20 protein-coding genes are annotated in these 19,018 nt (G+C 65.1%); 15 read left to right on the top strand and 5 right to left on the bottom strand.

Features of this window, described 5'->3' with window-relative positions:
• The first annotated feature begins 4 nt into the window (after nt 1-4).
• The 6 genes from ABZN20_RS15100 to ABZN20_RS15125 are packed head-to-tail and all read left to right on the top strand — an operon-like array spanning nt 5 to nt 5,447.
• Nucleotides 5-601, top strand: coding sequence for a TetR/AcrR family transcriptional regulator (locus ABZN20_RS15100; protein WP_169601725.1), 597 nt, complete (start codon nt 5-7; stop codon nt 599-601).
• A 60-nt stretch (nt 602-661) separates the two neighbouring features.
• Complete coding sequence (locus tag ABZN20_RS15105) at nt 662-2,041, top strand: selenium-binding protein SBP56-related protein (protein WP_367025783.1); 1,380 nt, start codon at nt 662-664, stop codon at nt 2,039-2,041.
• A 25-nt stretch (nt 2,042-2,066) separates the two neighbouring features.
• Complete coding sequence (locus ABZN20_RS15110) at nt 2,067-3,953, top strand: cytochrome c peroxidase (RefSeq protein WP_367025784.1); 1,887 nt, start codon at nt 2,067-2,069, stop codon at nt 3,951-3,953.
• 59 nt (nt 3,954-4,012) lie between these two features.
• Nucleotides 4,013-4,219, top strand: coding sequence for a hypothetical protein (locus tag ABZN20_RS15115; protein WP_218807949.1), 207 nt, complete (start codon nt 4,013-4,015; stop codon nt 4,217-4,219).
• Entirely contained in the window at nt 4,188-4,571 is a 384-nt protein-coding gene (locus ABZN20_RS15120; RefSeq protein WP_367025785.1) for a hypothetical protein, read from the top strand. The genes ABZN20_RS15115 and ABZN20_RS15120 overlap by 32 nt, the downstream gene beginning before the upstream one ends.
• Before the next feature lie 15 nt (nt 4,572-4,586).
• On the top strand, nt 4,587-5,447 hold the full coding sequence (locus ABZN20_RS15125) for a hypothetical protein (protein ID WP_367025786.1): 861 nt from the start codon (nt 4,587-4,589) through the stop codon (nt 5,445-5,447).
• A gap of 6 nt (nt 5,448-5,453) precedes the next feature.
• Here the strand turns inward: ABZN20_RS15125 and ABZN20_RS15130 are convergent, their stop codons facing one another.
• Together ABZN20_RS15130 and ABZN20_RS15135 are read right to left on the bottom strand one after the other, a co-directional pair.
• Nucleotides 5,454-6,683, bottom strand: a complete 1,230-nt coding sequence (locus tag ABZN20_RS15130; RefSeq protein ID WP_367025787.1) for an AmpG family muropeptide MFS transporter — start codon at nt 6,681-6,683, stop codon at nt 5,454-5,456.
• Nucleotides 6,667-7,440: an exodeoxyribonuclease III gene (locus ABZN20_RS15135; RefSeq protein ID WP_367025788.1), complete on the bottom strand. Its 774-nt coding sequence runs from the start codon at nt 7,438-7,440 to the stop codon at nt 6,667-6,669. The genes ABZN20_RS15130 and ABZN20_RS15135 overlap by 17 nt, the downstream gene beginning before the upstream one ends.
• A gap of 134 nt (nt 7,441-7,574) precedes the next feature.
• On the opposite strand from ABZN20_RS15135, the gene rpmE reads away from it, so the two are divergent.
• On the top strand, nt 7,575-7,778 hold the full coding sequence (rpmE, locus tag ABZN20_RS15140; protein ID WP_218807944.1) for a 50S ribosomal protein L31: 204 nt from the start codon (nt 7,575-7,577) through the stop codon (nt 7,776-7,778).
• Between the two features lie 62 nt (nt 7,779-7,840).
• Here rpmE and ABZN20_RS15145 read toward each other — a convergent pair whose 3' ends face one another.
• Genes ABZN20_RS15145 through ABZN20_RS15155 form a run of 3 tightly spaced genes read right to left on the bottom strand, consistent with a single transcriptional unit; the run spans nt 7,841 to nt 11,230 of the window.
• Nucleotides 7,841-8,440: a hypothetical protein gene (locus ABZN20_RS15145; RefSeq protein WP_255556599.1), complete on the bottom strand. Its 600-nt coding sequence runs from the start codon at nt 8,438-8,440 to the stop codon at nt 7,841-7,843.
• Nucleotides 8,441-8,455: 15 nt separating this feature from the next.
• Nucleotides 8,456-11,005 carry a penicillin-binding protein 1A gene (locus ABZN20_RS15150; RefSeq protein WP_367025789.1) on the bottom strand — a complete coding sequence of 850 codons (2,550 nt, stop codon included), beginning with the start codon at nt 11,003-11,005 and terminating at the stop codon, nt 8,456-8,458.
• A 45-nt stretch (nt 11,006-11,050) separates the two neighbouring features.
• Nucleotides 11,051-11,230, bottom strand: a complete 180-nt coding sequence (locus ABZN20_RS15155; protein ID WP_367025790.1) for a hypothetical protein — start codon at nt 11,228-11,230, stop codon at nt 11,051-11,053.
• On the opposite strand from ABZN20_RS15155, the gene ABZN20_RS15160 reads away from it, so the two are divergent.
• The 8 genes from ABZN20_RS15160 to hemE all read left to right on the top strand — a co-directional run bounded on the left by ABZN20_RS15160 (nt 11,229) and on the right by hemE (nt 19,016).
• The gene (locus ABZN20_RS15160) at nt 11,229-12,290 is read left to right on the top strand and encodes a pilus assembly protein PilM (RefSeq protein WP_218807941.1); all 1,062 of its coding nucleotides are present in this window, start codon (nt 11,229-11,231) and stop codon (nt 12,288-12,290) included. The two genes, ABZN20_RS15155 and ABZN20_RS15160, sit on opposite strands and share 2 nt — an antisense overlap.
• A complete protein-coding gene (locus ABZN20_RS15165; RefSeq protein WP_218807940.1) occupies nt 12,290-12,895 on the top strand; it encodes a PilN domain-containing protein in 606 nt (201 codons plus the stop codon). Before ABZN20_RS15160 ends, ABZN20_RS15165 begins: the two co-directional genes overlap by 1 nt.
• Nucleotides 12,892-13,533, top strand: coding sequence for a type 4a pilus biogenesis protein PilO (locus ABZN20_RS15170; RefSeq protein ID WP_218807939.1), 642 nt, complete (start codon nt 12,892-12,894; stop codon nt 13,531-13,533). Before ABZN20_RS15165 ends, ABZN20_RS15170 begins: the two co-directional genes overlap by 4 nt.
• Nucleotides 13,533-14,084 (top strand): pilus assembly protein PilP, encoded by a 552-nt coding sequence (locus tag ABZN20_RS15175; protein WP_255556598.1) that lies wholly within the window; start codon nt 13,533-13,535, stop codon nt 14,082-14,084. Before ABZN20_RS15170 ends, ABZN20_RS15175 begins: the two co-directional genes overlap by 1 nt.
• A gap of 67 nt (nt 14,085-14,151) precedes the next feature.
• Nucleotides 14,152-16,257, top strand: coding sequence for a type IV pilus secretin PilQ (pilQ, locus tag ABZN20_RS15180; protein ID WP_255556597.1), 2,106 nt, complete (start codon nt 14,152-14,154; stop codon nt 16,255-16,257).
• Nucleotides 16,258-16,320: 63 nt separating this feature from the next.
• The gene (gene aroK, locus ABZN20_RS15185) at nt 16,321-16,860 is read left to right on the top strand and encodes a shikimate kinase AroK (protein WP_367025791.1); all 540 of its coding nucleotides are present in this window, start codon (nt 16,321-16,323) and stop codon (nt 16,858-16,860) included.
• Complete coding sequence (gene aroB, locus ABZN20_RS15190) at nt 16,857-17,936, top strand: 3-dehydroquinate synthase (protein WP_367025792.1); 1,080 nt, start codon at nt 16,857-16,859, stop codon at nt 17,934-17,936. Before aroK ends, aroB begins: the two co-directional genes overlap by 4 nt.
• Nucleotides 17,937-17,963: 27 nt before the next feature.
• Nucleotides 17,964-19,016: a uroporphyrinogen decarboxylase gene (hemE, locus tag ABZN20_RS15195; protein WP_218807934.1), complete on the top strand. Its 1,053-nt coding sequence runs from the start codon at nt 17,964-17,966 to the stop codon at nt 19,014-19,016.
• Nucleotides 19,017-19,018 lie beyond the last annotated feature (2 nt).

The raw sequence follows: 19,018 nt of genomic DNA on the forward strand, positions 1-19,018 counted from the left end.
TGGCATGGCGAAAACCGCGACCAAACAACTCACCCGGGAAAGGCTGCTGAACGAAGGCGTGGCTTTGCTCATGGAACAAGGCTATCACGGCACCGGACTGCAGGACATCCTGCACAGCGTGGGCGTGCCGAAGGGTTCGTTCTACAACTACTTCGCCAGCAAGGAGGAATTCGGCGCCGAGGTGATCCGGCATTACATCGAGCCGTTCATCCTGCAGCTCGACGGCCATCTCCGGAATTCCGCGCTGAACGGCGCCCAAGCCCTGCAGGCGTATTTCCGCGAGCTGATCGAAGAGGCCGGCCGCCGTCAATTCAAGGGCGGCTGCCTGCTGGGCAACCTGATGGGGGAGATCGGGGACACCAGCGATGCCTGCCGTGAGGCGCTGCGGGAGGCGCTGCACCGTTATCGGGACAAGCTGGCGCAAGGCATCGCCCGTGCCCAGGACGACGGCCTGTTCCGGTGCGACAAGACCGCCGAAGACCTGGCCGATTTCCTCGTGGACGCCTGGCAGGGGGCCTTGTTGCGGATGAAGATCGAACAGTCGACCCGTCCGCTGGAAGAATGTTGCCGCAACCTGTTGGAGGGATATTTCCGAGCCTGAAAAATTTTTGAGCAGTTTCGAGACGACCGGTCATATAACACACAAGAATGAGGTTATGCCATGAAGACATCCATCTTTTCAGCAACATCCGAGCGTGTCGCTTTGCGGGGCCTGGTTTCGGGCTTGGTTCTGGCGCTCGCGGCGCCGGCCGGCGTGAGGGCCGATGAAACCTGCGCTTCGCCGTACATGAAGAAAATCACCGGCCAGGAGGATTACGTCTACGTCTGGACCTTGGGAGCGGAAGGTGTGGGCGACGAGCAGGACAAGCTGGTCACCGTCGACGCCAACCCGAAATCGCCCCAGTACGGCAAGGTGGTGAACACGCTTTCGGTGGGCGGACGCAACGAGGCCCATCATTCGGACTTCACCGACGACCGCCGGTATCTCTGGGCCGGCGGGCTCGACACCAGCAAGATCTTCGTGTTCGACGTGCACAGCGATCCCGCCAAGCCCGCCCTCTCGAAGACCCTCACCGACTTCGTGGAAAAGAGCGGCGGCGTGGTCGGGCCGCACACCCTCTACGCCCTGCCGGGACGCATGCTCATCACGGGGCTGTCCAACGACAAGGATCACGGCGGCCGCACGGCGCTGGTGGAATATACCAATGCCGGCGAATACGTCGCCACCCACTGGATCCCGACCGACGGCGACCTGCGTGGCGCGGTCAAGACCGGCAAGTATGCCGACGGCTACGATTACGACGTCCGCGCTCTGCCCCGCAGGAACCTGCTGGTGACCTCGTCTTTCACCGGCTGGAACAACTACATGATGGACTTCGGCAAGATGCTGGCGGACCCCGAGGCCATGAAGCATTTCGGCAACACCGTGGTGACCTGGGACCTGCACACCAGGCAGCCGAAGAAGGTCTTCGACGTGCCCGGCGCGCCGCTGGAAATCCGCTGCGCCTGGGGTGATGCCCACAACTACTGCTTCACCAGCACGGCGCTCACCTCGCAGATCTGGCTGATCTACGAAGACGGCAAGGGCGAGTGGCAGGCCAAGGCCGTGGCCGACATCGGCGAGCCGTCCAAGGTGCCGCTGCCGGTCGACATCTCCATCTCCAACGACGACACCCGGCTGTGGGTGAACACCTTCATGGACGGTAAGACCCGTTTGTTCGACATCAGCGACCCGCACCATCCCAGGCAGGTCTACGAAAAGACCATCGGCGCCCAGGTCAACATGGTGTCCTCGAGCTGGGACGGCAAGCGGCTGTACTACACCTCCTCGCTCCTCGCCAACTGGGACAAGAAGGGCAAGGACAACGAGCAATTCCTGAAGCTCTACCACTGGGACGGCAAGGAGTTGAAGGAACAGTTCGCCATCGACTTCTATGCCGAGAAGCTGGGGCGTCCGCACCAGATGCGGTTCGGGGCGCGGGCGCTTTATGCGGGGCCGGCGGGCGACGGAAACGGTGTGGTGCAGGCCAGGGCGGAATGAGTCTTCGCCACCGGAAGGTGCCGGCGTGAACCTCATCCCCCTTTCGTGCCGGCTCCTGGCCTGTTGGGTGCCGGCGCTGCTGTCGGCGGCGCCGGTTCTCGCCGACGCACTGGCGCCGGGCTACCGCAACCTGCCGTTCCCCGTGCCGGAACCGGGCAGCTACAGCCTGCCGGTTTTGGGTGCGGCGGCGGACGGTTCGGTGCTGGATTCCGACGGGCGGCCGGTCCGGCTCCATGCCTCGTACGACGGCCGCATCGTCCTGCTCGGCTTCATCTATGCCACCTGCGACGACGTCAACGGCTGTCCGTTGGCGACGGCGGTGTTCCAGAAGCTCAAGCGTGCGTTGAAATCGGAGCCGGAGCTGGCCGGCCGGCTCCGACTCCTCACCCTGAGCTTCGATCCGGCGCACGACACGCCCGAGGCCATGCGCGGCTACGGCGAGGGTTTCCGCGACGGCGGGGCGGACTGGCGTTTCCTCACCACCCGTTCCGAAGCCGAACTCCAGCCGATTCTGGAAGCCTACGGCCAGTCGGTGCAGAAGGAACACGACGCGGAAGGGCGCTTCACCGGCAAATATTCCCATTTGCTCAGGGTGTTCCTGATCGATGGGCAAAAACGGATTCGCAACGTCTATACGGTCTCGGTGCTACATCCGGACTTGGTGCTGGCCGACGTGAAGACCCTGCTGCGGGAAACCGCGGCGCCGGTGGCCGGCGGCAGACAGGCGGCATCCCCGCCGCTTCGCGCCGGCGATGACAAGACCGGCTATGCCACCCCGGACTATGAGACCCACGCCTTGGCTTTGGACGCGCGCCGTGGCCGGCCGGCCGATCTGTTCCGGCGGGCGCAACGGCCGGCGCTCGGCCTGCCGAAACTGCCCGTGCCGGCCGACAACCCGCTGACCCCCGCCCGGATCGCCCTGGGGCGCAAGCTGTTCTACGACCGCCGCCTCTCGCTCAACCAGACCTTCTCCTGCGCCATGTGCCATATCCCCGAGCAGGGGTTCACCAGCCAGGAGCAGGCCACGGCCATCGGCATCGAGGGGCGCACGGTCCGGCGCAATGCACCGACGCTCTACAACGTCGCCTATCTGACGAAACTGTTCCACGACGGCCGCGAATCCTCGCTGGAAAACCAGGTCTGGGGGCCTTTGCTGGCGGCCAACGAGATGGGCAACCCCTCGGTCGGCTTCGTGGTGGACAGGCTCAAGTCGCTGCCGGATTACCGCGGTCTGTTCGAACAGGCCTTCGGGCGCGGTCCGGGCATGGAAACCGTCGGCCAGGCCTTGGCCGGCTACGAGCGCGCCCTGGTATCGGGCGACTCGCCGTTCGACCGCTGGCGCTACGGACACGAAAGCGGGGCGCTGTCGGAAGTTGCACGCAAGGGATTCGAACTGTTCACCGGCAAGGCCGGCTGCGCGGCCTGCCACACGGTGGGAGACCGCTATGCCCTGTTCACCGATGACGCCCTGCACGACACCGGCGTCGGCTACCGCGCCAGCATGAGCAAGGAGCCCGCCGGCCGGCGCATCCAGGTGGCGCCGGGCGTATTCTTCGAGGTGGACGCGAAAACCTTCGCCCAGGTCGCCGAGCCCGTTCCCGGCGATCTCGGGCGCTACGAAATCACCCAGAACCCGGCCGACCGCTGGAAATACCGTACGCCCACCCTGCGCAACGTCGCCCTCACCCCGCCGTACATGCACAACGGCGCATTTTCGAGCCTGAGGGAGGTCGTCGAGTTCTACAACCGGGGCGGCGAGCCCAACGAAAACCTCGACCCGTTGATCCGGCCGCTGGGGCTGTCGGCGCAGGAAGTGGACGCCCTGGTCGAGTTTCTCGCCAGCCTCACCGGCGGCGACAATCAGACCCTGGTCTCGGACGCCTTCGCGGCCCCGGTGGGGAATGGGCGCTGAGAGCTGGGCCGCTTTTTGCCGGCTTTGCCCAAACCTGATTGGCTGATAGACTTCGAGCCATGGGTAAGCATCTGAAAAATCTTCTCGATGGCGCGCGGCAGGTGCTGGTCATGTGGCCGGAGAGCGATTACGTGCGGCCGAGCCGCGGGGATTTCGGCAAGGATAGCGACAACTTGCGTGCGGATGTGCAACGCATCGCCCGCGGTTTGCGCGAAAACGTGAAGAAGAAAAAGCATGGGAAGGCATACGACCGCGAACGTGCGTGAGCGCAGCGGAAAGGAACTCACCCTTCAGCAGCACGACACCGACTCTCCCATCATTCCCGTCGCTCAAATCGAGCGGCTCCATCAATTTCGGCCGGATCTGGTCGATTGGGTTTTCCATCAGACCCAAGCCGAAGCGGAGCATCGCCGCACGGAAACCAGACGTGTCAATACCTTCGTTTTCGTCGAGCGGCTTCTCGGCCAGATTTTCGCCCTGTTGATAGGTTTGGCCGGCATCGTCGGCGGGGTCTATGCCGCCATCAACGGCCAACCTTGGGCCGGTGGCACGATTGCCAGCCTGGCGATCACCGGCCTGGCGGCCGTGTTCCTGACCGGAAGGCGCGACAAGTCCTAGTCGTCCGCATACGTCATGAATTCCACCATTCACATCACCAGCGGCGACAGCGCCGGGGACCTGATCGCCAAGAGCGGCATCCCTGGCGAAGTCTTCGTCTGGCACGACATTCTCTACGACGGCCCGCGCCAGCCAGGGTGGCCGGACGAAGAGACTCTGATTGCCAGGGCGGCCTATCTCGAAGCCGCGACCGGTGGAGGCTTGAGCCGTGAATCCATCCGGCAGACGCTGGAGACACAATATGCGAGGCTCAAGACCCTGTCGTCCCTACGCCTGGTGCTCTGGTTCGATGCCTGTTTGTTCGATCAGTCCATGCTCTGCCATGTGCTGACCTGTCTACGGATCGCCAGTGTGGGTGCGGTGGAGTTGATCTGCGTCGATGCGTTTCCCGGCATCGAGCCCTATCACGGGCTCGGCCAGCTTTCTCCGGAGCAGATGGCTTCGGTCTATCCCCGGCGCCGGCCCGTGACGCCGGACCAGTTCGACTTCGCCGAGCGGGTCGATCGCGCCTTTGCTCTGCAGGACCGGCAAGCGTTCGAGGCGTTGGGGAGGGAAGCCGATGCGCCGCTGCCGTGGGTGCCGGCGGCAGTGCGGCGCTGGCTCGCGGAACAGCCGGACGAGACGGGGCTGGGGCGGCTGGAACGGCTGGCCCTCGAGGCGATCCGTGCCGGCAACAATGAGCCGTGGGCGATTTTCGCCGCCGCGGCAGCCCAGGATACGCCGCCTCAGTTCTGGACCGACATCTCCCTGTGGGCGCGGATCAACGCGTTGGCGGACCGCGACCCGCCTTTGGCTGTCATCGAGGGGCCCGAGGCCCGGTTGCCGCAATGGGGCGGCATGGCCGGTTTGGAGCGGTTCCGGATACGGCCGGGGTAGGCGTTTTCAGTCGGCCAGCCAGCTCCGGAACCGGGGCAGCACCAGCAGTCCAGGGATGGCGAACAGGGCGCAGAGGATGAAGAAATTCTGCCAGCCGACGGTGGTGGCCAGCCAGCCGGAGGGGGCGGCGGCGATCACGCGCGGCACGCCCATCAAGCTGGACAGCAGCGCGTATTGGGTGGCGGTGAAGCGGCGGTCGGTCTGGTTGGCCATGAAGGCGACGAAGGCTGCCGTGCCCATGCCCGCGGACAGGTTCTCGAAGCTGATCACCGCGGTCAGCGCCGGCAACTGCGGGCCGGTGTGCACCAGAACGGCGAAGGCGGCGGTGGAAAGGAGCTGCAGCAGGCCGAACTGCCACAGCGTGCGGTAGATGCCGTAGCGCAGGATCAGCGCGCCGCCGGCCAAGCCGCCGAGCACCGTGGCCCAGAAGCCGAACAGCTTGACGACCGCGCCGATCTCGGTCTTGCTGAAGCCCATCTCCAGATAGAACGGCGTGGTCATCTGCCCGGCCACGGTGTCGCCCAGCTTGTACAGCAGGATGAATAGCAGGATCCACGTGGCCTCGCTGCGCCGGAAGAACTCGGCGAAAGGCAGCACCACCGCGTCCCTCAGGCTGTTCGGATGCGCCTCGCTCGCGGCGGCCTCCGGCAGCAGCAGAGTGACGAGAATGCCCGTGCCCATCACGGCCGCCATCAGGCCGTACATGTCGGAAAAACCGATCCAGTCGGCCAGGATCAGGCCGCCGCCCGAGGCCAGCAGCATCCCCAGACGGTAGCCGTTGACGTAGAGCGAGGCGCCCAGGCCCTGTTCGCGGTCGTGCAGGCTTTCGCGCCGGTAGGCGTCGATGAGGGTGTCCTGGGAGGCGGAGAAGAAGGCGACGGCCAGCGCCAGCGCCGCGAGCACGGGGGCGGAAGCGCCGGGGCCGTGTACGGCGAGCCCGGCGATAGACGCCGCCAGCAGGACCTGCATCAGCAGCAGCCAGCCGCGCCGCCGCCCCAGCCGGGGCCAGTGGAAGCGGTCGAACACGGGTGCCCACAGGAATTTCAGCGTGTAGGGCAGTCCGACCAGGGCGAACAGGCCGATGGTGGTCAGGTCGACGCCGCGGTCCTTCATCCAGGCCAGCAGCACCGAGCCCGTGAGGAGCAGCGGCGCGCCGCCGTAGAAGCCCATGGCGAAAGCGGCCAGCATGCGGCCGCTCAGGATGCTGCGCGCGATCGGTTCAGAAGGCGAGGTCATAGTCGATCGTGAGCGGTGCGTGATCGGAGAAGCGCTCGTCCTTGTAGATCGCTACGGAGCGGATCAGGTCGCGCAGGGCGGGGCTGACGACGTGGTAGTCGATGCGCCACCCCACGTTCTTGGCCCAGGCCTGGCCGCGGTTGGACCACCAGGTGTACTGGTCCGGCTCCGGATTGACGGCGCGGAAGGCGTCGACCCAGCCCGTTTCCTCGAACACCCGGTCCAGCCAGGCACGCTCCTCCGGCAGGAAACCGGAGTTCTTCTGGTTCGAACGCCAGTTCTTCAGGTCGATGGGCTTGTGGGCGATGTTCCAGTCGCCGCAGAAAATGTACTGCCGGCCGGAGCGGGCGCATTCGTCCAGAAAGGGTAGGAAGCGGTCGAGGAAGCTGAACTTGACGGCCTGGCGCTCCTCGCTGGACGAGCCCGACGGAATGTAGAGGGACACCACGCTCAGGTTGCCGAAGCGGGCCTCCAGGTAACGCCCCTCCGCGTCCATGTCGTCCCAGCCGAGGCCCTGGATCACCTCGTCGGGCTCCTTGCGGGCGTAAAGGGCCACCCCGCTGTAACCTTTCTTCTCGGCCTCCAGGTAATAACAGGCGTAGTCTTCCGGCCAGAACAGCTCGTCGTTGAGCTGGGCGGTCTGGGCCTTGATTTCCTGCAGGCAGACGATGTCGGCGTTCTGCTTCGGCAGCCAGTCGAAGAAGCCCTTGCGCGCGGCCGAGCGGATGCCGTTCGCATTCAGCGTGATGATTCTCATGGATGGAGTCGGGATGTTCGACGGGATATGGGAGTGTCGGGCGGGCGTCCGGGGATTGCGGCTTGCTGCGGTGGTCCGATTACAGTACCATGCCAGATTTCGTCCGATCGAGCCCCTTGGAGTAGCCTCGTACCATGAAGCCTGACATTCATCCCGAATACGCGACGGTGACCGTAAGCTGCAGTTGCGGAAACACCTTTGAAACCAAATCCACGATCGGCAAGGACTTCCACGTCGAAGTCTGCTCGGCCTGCCATCCATTCTATACGGGCAAGCAGAAGATCGTCGATACCGCCGGCCGCGTCGACAAATTCCGCCGCAAATACGGCCGCGGCTGATAAAGCGGGGGGCGAGGGCGGCTCGCCCGCCGTTTCTCGGGGGGGCGGTTCAGCCCGTCCCCTTAGTTTTTCGTGCCGGCCGGTTTCCCGAGCATGGCGCGCAGCTCGCGTATCGACGCCGCGGCCTCCCTGTTTCCCGCGGAGACCGCCCGCCCGGCCGCCGTGGCCGGGAAGATGCACAGCTCCATCGGCGTTTCATCCACGTAGAACGACAGGGCGGGGAGCGTCATGTTCTCGCCCCGGAGCCGGCATCGGCACGAGGTTTCCCGGAACGGCAGGTGGGCGTCGAGCAGTTTGCGCATGACTTCTTCCGGCGCGTCCGCAAACACGTGCAGCGTGATCGAACTGTGCCGGCCGGCGGTCCCGTCCAGCGCGGCGCCCGTCAGGCGCGGATCGAATTCCGCGAGAAACTCCATGGCTTCCAGGGCCAGGAGGCGCTGCCTGTCCAGTTCGGCGTTCTGAGTGGCGGGCCGGAACAGCCGGTTGTACTCGATCAGGGCGGCGTCGACTTCCTCCGGTTCCGGCAGCCGGCGTCTATCGGCCTGGCCGAGCCGTGCGGCTGCCTTGTTCAGCGCCTGCTGGGGGTTGTCGATGCCCTGCTCGGCCATCAGCCGGGCAGCCGCCCATGCCAGATGAGAGCGTGTCTTTTGCTTGGTTTTCACGTTCCGTTCCGGTCCTCAAAACAAGGATTCCATCGGCTTCGGCGTTTCCGCGGGCTGAGGAGGGGGCGGCGTTTCATCCACTTCTTCATCTTCCGGTGGGGCCGATTCCGGCGCCGTCCCGCCTGAAGCATCGGCCCGGGACTCCGGCGGCGCCGCTTCGGGCTCCTCGATCGTGGCGTCGAAATTGGGTTGCGGTGTCGGCCTTGGCACCATTTCCACGATCCCGCCGGGGATGCCGGCGGGCAGTCTGTTTCCGGTCGCCGGGTCCACTCTTGCGGTCATGATCCCGGCCGGCTGGGAAAATTTGCGCTCGGGAACGTCGCGCAGCATCTCCTTCATGAACTCCAGCCAGATGGGCAGCGCGGTCTGTCCGCCGGTTTCCTTGTCGCCGAGGGTCTTGTACGAATCGAATCCCACCCAGGCCACCGCCACGATGCCTGGCGCGTAGCCGTTGAACCAGGCGTCGCGGTACTGGTTGGTGGTGCCCGTCTTGCCCGCCAGGTCGGACCGGCCGAGTTCCAGAGCCTTGGTGGCCGTGCCCCGGCGAACCACGTCCTGCAGCATGGAGTGCATCATGTAATGGACTTCTTCCGAGATCACCCGTTTCGCCCGGTTCGCCGCGGACTGGCCGTCGGCGCAGTCCATGCAGGCGATGGTGGGCGTGGCCTGGTACAGCAGCCGGCCGTTCTGGGTTTCGATGCGGCTGATGAGGAACGGGTCGACCCGGTAGCCGCCGTTGGCGAAAACCGCATAGACCTGGGCCATCCGCAGCGGGGAGGCGGTGCCGGAACCCAGCGCGAGCGTGAACGAGCGGGGCAGTTCGTCCGGCGTGAAGCCGAACTTCTCGGCCAGCTCGATCACTTTGGGCAGGCCGACCGCGCGCAGCAGTCGGATGGACACCATATTGCGCGATTTGGCCAGGGCTTCCCGCAAAGGAGTGGGGCCGGCATATTTCATCGAGTAGTTGTGCGGCCGCCATATCCCGCCGGGCGAGGCGGGGTCGGGGAAAGAGACGGGGGAGTCGTTGACCACGCTCGCCGGGGTGAAGCCCGAATCCAGGGCGGCGGAATACACCACCGGCTTGAAGCCTGAGCCGGGCTGGCGCTGGCCCTGGGTGGCGCGGTTGAACTTGCTGAGACGATAGTCGAAGCCGCCGGCGACGGCGATGATGGCGCCGCTGTCGGCGTCCAGCTCGACCAGCGCGCCCTGGACCTTGGGAATCTGGGTCAGCACCCAGCGGCCTTCGGCGTTCTTGCGGATCCGGATGACGTCGCCGGGCTTGAGCACTTCCTTGACCGATCTGGGCGGCGCCCCATGGGCGCCCACGCTGATGAATGGTTTGGCCCAGCGGACGGCGTCGTAGGGCAGTTCGGGTTCGCCGTGATTCGCCGTGTAGAGGCCCGCGGCCGTGTCGGTGGCGGTGAGCACCAGCGCCGGCACGGTGTCGCCTGCGGGCCCTTGGTCTTCCAGCACCTGGTTCCATGCGGACTTGGCTTTGATCTGCTTGAGATCGATGTGGACCTTGGCCTTGCGGTAGCCGTGCCTTTCGTCGTAGTTCCGAAGGCCCGACCGCAGGGCCGATTCCGCCGCCTGCTGGGCATGGCTGTCGATGGTGGTGTATACCGCGTAGCCGCTCTCGTAGGCATCCTCGCCATATTGTTGATACATCTCGGCGCGCACCATCTCGGCGACGTAGGGGGCATCCAGCTCGATGGCGCGGGTGTGGATGCGGGCGGTGATCGGCTCGTTCAGGGCTTTCTGGTAGGCCTCGTCGGTGATGAAGCGCAGCTTGCGCATGCGGCGCAGCACGTAGTTGCGCCGGATCTGCGCCCGCTCGGGATTGGCGACGGGGTTGAAGGCGGACGGCGCCTTGGGGAGCCCTGCGATCATCGCCATCTCGCCGAGGGTCAGTTCCCCCACGTGTTTGCCGTAGTACACCTGGGCCGCCGCCTCGATGCCGTAGGCGTGCTGACCGAAATAGATCTTGTTCAGATAGAGCTCGAGAATCTGGTCTTTGGGCAGTTCCGAATCGATCCGGACCGCCAGCATGATTTCCTTGACCTTGCGGAGAAAGGTCTTCTCGCTGCTCAGGAAGAAGTTGCGCGCGACCTGCATGGTGATCGTGCTGCCGCCCTGACGTTTTTCGCCGGTCCGGGCGAAGGTGAGCACGGCGCGCAGGATGCCCTGATAGTCCACGCCGACGTGGTCGTAGAAGCGGTCGTCTTCGGCGGCGATGAACGCGTGGGCCAGGTCCCGGGGTACGTCGCCGATGGCGACGGGGCTGCGCTTCTTCTCGCCGAACTGCGCTATCAGCTTGCCGTCGCGGCTGTAGACCGACATCGGGATCTGATAGCGCACCTCCTTCAATATCGCGATGTCCGGCAGTTGCGGCTCGAGGTGGCGGTAGAGGCCGAACAGTCCCAGGCCGATGACCAGGGCGGCGACCAGCAGGACTTCGAACGTCACCAGCCAGTAGCGGGGCCTTCTGGGCTTTCGGGATAAAAGTGCCACGGTGTTGGTTTCGGCGATGGCGGCGAGGCCCGTCGGCGCGCGAGGGGCGTTCACCGGAGAGGATTTTGTATGAAGAACGGTTTTATATTAAGGTTTGCATCATACCCCAGTTGTCCGAAGGGAGCGAACCATCCCGCCGGGCTTCTTCGGCACGATCACCGTGCGCCATCCTCCAGCAGGTCCGATTTTGGGGTATCCTTGATTATCAATAATTTTATTTTCCAGTAGCATACCGCGGCTGTCCGAGCCCCATTCAATTTTCCGGTGACTGTCAGACATGTGGGGCTTCGGAAGAAAGAAACCGCTCCTGCTGGGGATCGACATCAGCGCGGCGGCGGTCAAGCTGCTCGAGCTGAGCCGAAAGAACGGCGGCTACCAGGTGGAAAGTTACGGCGTCGTGCCGTTGCCCCGGAACACGGTGGTCGACAACACGATCGCCGAGCCGGACAACGTGTCGGCGGCGGTACGGGCCGTGGTCAAACAGTCGGGGACTCCGCTCCGGCACGCGGTGGTCGCGGTGCCCGGCTCGGTGGTCATCACCAAGCGCATCACCATGCCCGCCAGCCTGGGGGGCGACGAACTCGAGGCGCAAATCGAATTGGAGGCGGACCAGTACATCCCCCATGCGAGGGAGGAGGTCAGCCTGGATTTCGAGGTGCTGGGAAAGAGCTCGAAGAATCCCGATCTGGTGGACGTGCTTCTGGTGGCTACGCGCCGGGAAAACGTGGAAGACCGGGTTTCGGTGCTGGAAAACGCGGGCCTCGGCGTCGAGATCGTCGACGTGGAGTCCTACGCCATCGAACGCGCCTTCGAGATGGTCAGGGACCAGCTTCCGCCGCCCCTCCGCGACCGGGCGGTAGCCGTGGCCGATGTGGGCGCCATGGCCACCACGCTCAACGTCATCCACGGCGGTTCCATCATCTACACCCGGGAACAGGGCTTCGGCGGCATGCAGTTGACCGACGAGATTCAGCGCCGCTACGGCCTGACCCACGAGGAAGCGGGGCTGGCGAAGAAGGAAGGGAGCCTTCCCGGCAACTATGCCGAGGAAGTGCTGGAACCGTTCAAACACGCTTTGGTTCAGCAGATCAGCCGTTCGTTCCAGTTCTATCTGTCGTCCACCGCTCAGCGCGGCTTCGACGCGGTGGTGCTGGCCGGCGGCTGCGCCATGATTCCGGAAATCGACCGTTACGTAGAGGCGGCGTTGCAGGTTCCCACCGTCGTTGCGAATCCCTTCCGTAACATGAGTTTTTCGGGGAGGGTCCGGCAGGAGCGCCTGAATTACGATTCCTCGGCCCTGATGCTGGCCTGCGGCCTGGCGCTGCGGAGTTTCGACTGATGGCGCGCATCAACCTCCTGCCCTGGCGCGCCGCTCTTCGGCGCGAACGGCAGAAAGAGTTCGCCATCTGGACCGGGCTCGGTCTTGCCCTGACCGCGGCGGTGATGCTGCTGGTGCGGACCCAGATCGGCGCCGCCATCGACAGCCAGATCCGGCGGAACCAGTATCTCGAAGGCGAAATCGGGGCGCTGGAGCGCCAGATCGCCGAAATCCGGGACTTGGAAACCAAGAAAAGCCGGCTCGTGGCCAAGATGGAAATCATCCAGCAATTGCAGTTGAGCCGGCCGGAAGAAGTGCATCTGTTCGACGAAATCGCGCGGACGGTGCCGGAAGGGGTCCGGTTGCGGGATCTGACCCAGGAGGACCGTGCCCTCACGGTCAACGGCATGGCGCAGTCCAATGCCCGGGTTTCCGCCTACATGCGCAATCTGGAAGGATCGGAGTGGCTGTACGAGCCGGTCCTGGAGGTCATCGAAAACAAGCAGGACGGACAGGTGAAGGGCAAGGAAAGGGACGGGGGCAGCCGTTTCACCCTGCGGATGAAACAGGGCCCCAAGGCCCGGACCGGCGAAGACTCCCTCCCGGCGGACAAGAAGGCGCCGTGAATCTCGCGAAGATCAACTGGGACCTCGAGTATGCCGGGTCCTGGCCGACGCCGGTCAAGCTCGCCGTCATCGCCATGCTGAGCGCCGTGCTCGCCGGCGTCTGGTATTACCTCGACACCAGCGCCCAGTTGGCCGAACTGGATGCTCAGCAGCACAGGGAGCAGGAACTCAAGGAGACCTTCGAGATCAAGCAGAAGAAGGCGGTCAACCTCGAAGAATACAAACTGCAGCTTGCGGACATCGAGAAGACCTTCGGCGACCTCCTTCGGCAGCTTCCCGACCGCACCCAGGTGCCCGATCTGCTGGTGGACGTTTCCCAGACCGGGCTGGCGAGCGGCCTCGAGTTCGAGCTGTTCAAGCCCGGCGGGGAGGTTTCCAAGGATTTCTATGCCGAACTCCCGATCGAGATCCGGGTCGTCGGGACCTACATGGAGTTCGGAACCTTCGTGAGCGGCCTGGCCTCGCTTCCCCGCATCGTCACCGTCCATAACGTGAAGATCGCCTCGCGCTCCGCCGATGGCGGCGGCCCCAAGCCCGGGGACGCCGAGCTGGTCATGACGGCGCTGGTGAAGACCTATCGCTATCTCGACGACGGCGCCGTACCGGCCTCCTCGGCGGCTGAGCGCAGGCGGCGCTGATGGCGGGTTCGGCGGTGCCGATGAAGTACGCGGCGGCGCTGGCGGTGCTGGGTTTCTTGTCCGGCTGCGCCGAGGACGAATTGGCCGACCTCAGGCGCTATGTGGCCGATGTCAAGGCGCGCCAGAAAGTCAACGTCGAGCCGTTGCCGGAAATCAAGACGGTGTCGCCGTTCCTGTTCGACCCGGCCGAGCTGCGTGACCCGTTCAAACCCATCGAAAAGCCCGACGAAGCCGAGGCTGCGGCCGCGGACAACGGAATTCGTCCGGACCTGTCCCGCCGGAAGGAGCAGCTCGAGAGCTACGAGCTGGACACCTTGAGAATGGTTGGGACGGTCAGGATGTCCGGGAATTTGTGGGCGCTGGTCCGCGCCGCCGATGGCACGATACACCGGGTCCGGACCGGCAATCACATGGGCAGGAATTTCGGCAGGATCACGCGCATCAGCGAAAACGGGGTGGAGCTGGTCGAAATCGTTCCGGATGCCCAGGGCGGATGGCTGGAGCGCGCCGCCACGATGACGTTGACCGAGGCGGGTGGTGAAAAAAAGTGAAGAGGGCCGCGTGAGAAGGTTTGTCATTCGATATTTGGCGGGGGGGCGAATTCCGCCGTGCTGGATCATGGGCCTCCTCGCCTTGTGCTGGGGCGGGGCGGCAGTGGCGGCGGGGCCGGCTTTGCAGTCCGTCGATTTCACGGCGCTGCCCGGCGAGAACTTTCAACTTCGCCTGAGTTTCGACGGCCCGGTGCCGGAACCTCGGTCCTTCACCACGGAACATCCCGCCCGGATCGCGCTGGATCTGGCCGGTGTCCGCAGCGGCCTGGACAAGAAGCCGATCCCGGTGCACCAGGCCGGCGTCGAAACGGTCCAGGCGATTGCGGCCGGCGGCAGGACGCGGGTGATCCTGAATCTGGCCGCCGCGGTTCCCTACACCACCCGTGTCGCGGGGCGCCACCTGTATGTGACCCTGCAGAGCGGGAAGGCCGGGAGCGGGGCCGACGGCTTTGCGCCGGCGCCGGTCGTGGTGACCGAACGACCGGTGGTCGGGGGGCCGCAGGTCGAGAACGTCGACTTCCGGCGCGGCGAGAAGGGCGAGGGAAGATTGCTGGTCACGCTGAGCGATCCGAACTCCGTCGTGAGTCTCCGCGAAGAAGGGCGCAGCGTCGTCGCCGACCTCCCCGGCACCAGCCTGCCGGGCCGGCTGGCGCGCAGGCTGGAAGTGCTCGACTTCGCCACGCCGGTGAAATGGATCGAGGCGATGCCGGTCGGCCGGGGCACGAGGCTGCTGATCACTCCGGTTTCGGACGAATACGATTACTCGTCCTACCAGTCCGGAAAACTGCTCACCGTGGAGCTGCGCCCCTTGAGCCGTGCGGAGAAGGAGGAAGTCAAGAAGCGGCGGCAGGTGTTTACCGGCGATCGTCTTTCCTTGAACTTTCAGGACATACCTGTGCGGAACGTCCTGCAAATCCTGGCGGATTTCACCAATCTGAACATCGTGGCTTCGGACTCCGTGCAGGGCAACGTCACCTTGAGGCTCAACGAGGTTCCCTGGGACGAGGCGCTGGACCTGGTGCTCAAGGCCAAAGGACTGGGCAAGCGGCAGGAGGCGAACAGCAACATCATCCGCGTCGCTCCGATGGACGAGATCAACCGGCTCGAGCGCGACGAGCTGGAGGCCATGAAAGTCGTCGAGGACCTGGAGCCGCTGCGCACCGAGATCATCCAGATCAACTACACCAAGGCCGACGACATCAAGAAGGTCATCATGGGCACGACCGAAAAGGCGGAAAAGTCGATCACGCGGCCGGAGGCGCTGACCGGCGGGCCGGGTGTGACTTCCACCGAGGCCTACGACGTCACCCAGTCGATCCTGTCGAGCCGCGGCAACGTGACCACCGATCCGCGCACCAACCAGCTCATCGTCCAGGACACGCCCAGGAACCTCGAACGCATCCGCGAGCTGGTGCGTCAGCTCGACAAGCCGGTGCGGCAGGTGATGATCGAGTCGCGGGTGGTGATCGCCAACGTGGACTTCCTGCGCGAGCTGGGCGCCAAGCTGGATTTCCGGCCCAAAGACTGGACTTCCAGCGTGCTGCCGCCCACCGGCAGCATGACGGATCTGGGGGTCGACCTGGCGAGGCTCACCACACTCTCGCCCTACGGTACGGCGCAGTACGTGGTTTCCATGGGCGATTACCTGCTGGATCTCGAACTCTCGGCGGCCCAGAAGGAAGGCCGCGGCGAGATCGTCGCCAATCCGCGGGTGCTCACGGCCGACCAGTCCAAGGCCAAGATCATGCAGGGCGTGGAACTGCCCTATCAGATCACCCAGCAGGGCACCGGCGGAGGCACGCCCGTGCAGAACGTGTCCTTCAAGCCGGCCGTGCTGGAACTCGACGTGACGCCGCACATCACGCCGGACGACCACATCCTGATGGACCTCATGATCAAGAAGGATGACAAGGGCGAGCTCACGCCCAGCGGCAATTTCGCCATCGAGAAACGCGAAATCGATACCGTGGCGCAGGTGGCCAACGGCGAAACGGTGGTGCTGGGCGGCGTGTACGAGGGCACGCGGCGGAACAACACCGACAAGGTTCCGTTTTTCGGCGATCTCCCCGGTATCGGCTTCATGTTCCGGCGCAATTCTGTCGAGGACAAGAAGAAGGAACTCCTCATCTTCATTACGCCGAAGATCGTCAAGCAGACGACCATGAATCCTTGAGGCCGCCGGGGATGCCGTGCCGCCGCGTGTTATCATTTCCCGCTTGATTTGGGGCGGGAAACGATGCGAAACCGTCGGAACATCTTCCTGATAGGCCCGATGGGAGCGGGCAAGACCACCGTGGGCCGCCTGCTTGCGAGGGCCCTGGGGCTGGAGTTCTGGGACAGCGACAAGGAAATCGAACGCCGGACCGGGGTCACGGTGCCGATGATTTTCGAATACGAGGGCGAGGCTGGATTCCGGCGCCGCGAGTCGGAAGTCATCGCCGATCTGACGGGCAAGGAGGGGATCGTGCTGGCCACCGGCGGCGGCTCGGTGCTGGTGCCGGAAAATCAGGAACATCTGGCGGCGCGGGGCCTGGTGATCTATTTGCAATGCTCGGTCCAGAAGCAGCTCGAGCGGACACACAAGGACGTCAGCCGGCCCTTGCTGCAGACGGAGAATCCCAGGCAAAGGCTGGAAGAGCTGCTGCGGGTGCGGGACCCCATCTACCGCGAGCTTGCCGACTACGTCGTCGATACCGGCCAGCATTCGAGCCGCAGCGCCGTCCGCCGCATCATCAACGCTTACGAGAAATCCAGGACCAGACTGCGGACGGAATGAAGACCTTACACGTCGAGCTGGGGGAGCGCAGCTACCCCATTCACATCGGGCGCGGCCTGCTGGGCCGTCCGGACCTGATACAGGCGCACCTGCCGGGCAGGCAGGTCATGGTGGTGACCAACGAAGTGGTGGCGCCGCTGTACCTCGACCGTATGCTCGCGTCCCTCGCGGGGAAAGAAACGGCGTCTATCGTGCTGCCGGACGGCGAGGCCTACAAGACCATGGACTCGGCGATGGCCGTATTCGATGCGCTGCTGGACCGGCGCTTCGGGCGCAACGCCGGCATCGTGGCGCTGGGCGGCGGGGTGATCGGCGATCTGGCCGGCTTCGCCGCGGCCTGCTATCAGCGCGGCGTGCCCTTCATCCAGGTTCCGACCACCCTGCTGTCCCAGGTCGATTCCTCGGTGGGCGGCAAGACCGCGGTCAACCATCCGCGCGGCAAGAACATGATCGGCGCCTTCTACCAGCCGCGCTGCGTCCTGGCCGATACCGATACCCTGAATACCCTGGCCGACCGGGAGCTCAGCGCGGGTCTGGCGGAAGTGATCAAGTACGGTTTGATCCGCGACCCGGAATTCCTGGCCTGGCTCGACGCGAACGTGGACAGCCTGCTGCGGCGCGATCCGGAGGCGCTGGCCTACGCGATCGAGCGTTCCTGCCTCAACAAAGCGCAAGTCGTGGCGGAGGATGAGACCGAAACCGGGGTGCGGGCGACGCTGAACCTGGGCCATACCTTCGGCCACGCCATCGAAACCGGTATGGGTTACGGTGTCTATCTGCATGGCGAGGCGGTGGCCATCGGCATGTGCCAGGCGGCCGATTTGTCTCGCCGCCTGGGCTGGATCGGCGACGATGAAGTGGCGCGGGTGATCCGCCTGCTGGAGCGGGCGCGCTTGCCGGTCGTCCCGCCGCGCGAGCTGGATGCGGATGCCTTCCTCGAACACATGGCGGTCGACAAGAAAAACGTCGACGGCGGCCTGCGCCTGATTCTGCTCAAGTCCCTGGGCGAGGCGACCCTCCCGGTGGCGGTCGACGCCGGCCCGCTGCGGGCCACTCTGGAAAGCTACGGCCGTTGAGGCCATCGAACCGACAAAGGACATGCCATGAGTCATTGTTTCATCCGCGCCCTGCTGCGCCAGCCGGTCGACAGGACTCCCGTCTGGATGATGCGCCAGGCGGGCCGCTACCTGCCGGAATACCGCAAGGTCCGGGAACAGGCCGGCAGCTTCATGAACCTGTGCACCACGCCCGACTTGGCCTGCGAGGTGACCTTGCAGCCGCTGGAGCGCTACCGGCTGGATGCGGCCATCCTGTTCTCAGACATCCTGACCGTTCCCGACGCCATGGGGCTGGGGCTGGAATTCGTCGAGGGCGAGGGGCCGAGGTTCCGCAATCCGATCCAAGGGGCCGCCGACATCCACCGGCTGGGCGTGCCCGATCCGGAAGCGGAGCTGGCCTACGTGCCGGCGGCGGTGCGGCTGATCAAGCGGCGCCTGGGCGACAGGGCGCCGTTGATCGGCTTCTCGGGCAGTCCCTGGACCCTGGCGACCTACATGGTGGAGGGCGGCAGCAGCCGGGAGTTCCGCAAGGTCAAATGCCTCATGTACGAGGAGCCGGCGCTGATGCACGAACTGCTGGAAAAGCTCGCCGATGCGGTCGCCCTGTACTTGAACGCCCAGATCGCCGCCGGGGTCGACGCGGTGATGGTGTTCGACACCTGGGGCGGCAATCTGGATACGGAGCACTATCTGGAGTTTTCGCTGCGCTACGCCGAGCGCGTGCGCCAGCAGCTTCGGCTGACGGAGCGGGGCCGCATCCCCGCGATCTTCTTCACCAAGGGCGGCGGGCAATGGCTGGAGGCGATGGCGGATGCCGGTTACGACGCGCTCGGCCTGGACTGGACCACGGACATCGGTTCGGCGAGGCGGCGGGTCGGCGATCGGGTGGCTTTGCAGGGCAACCTCGATCCGGTGGCGCTCTACGCCAAACCCGAAGTCATCCGCGGGGAGGTCCGGAAGATCCTGGAGCGTTACGGCACCGGCAGCGGCCATGTGTTCAACCTCGGTCACGGGGTTACGCCGGACATCAAGCCCGACCACGTCGGCGCGATGATCGAGGCGGTGCACGAATTCAGCCCGGCGTTCCACCGGACTTGATC

Origin of the sequence: Methylococcus sp. ANG, assembly GCF_040730495.1 — a bacterium.
Lineage (GTDB): Bacteria > Pseudomonadota > Gammaproteobacteria > Methylococcales > Methylococcaceae > Methylococcus.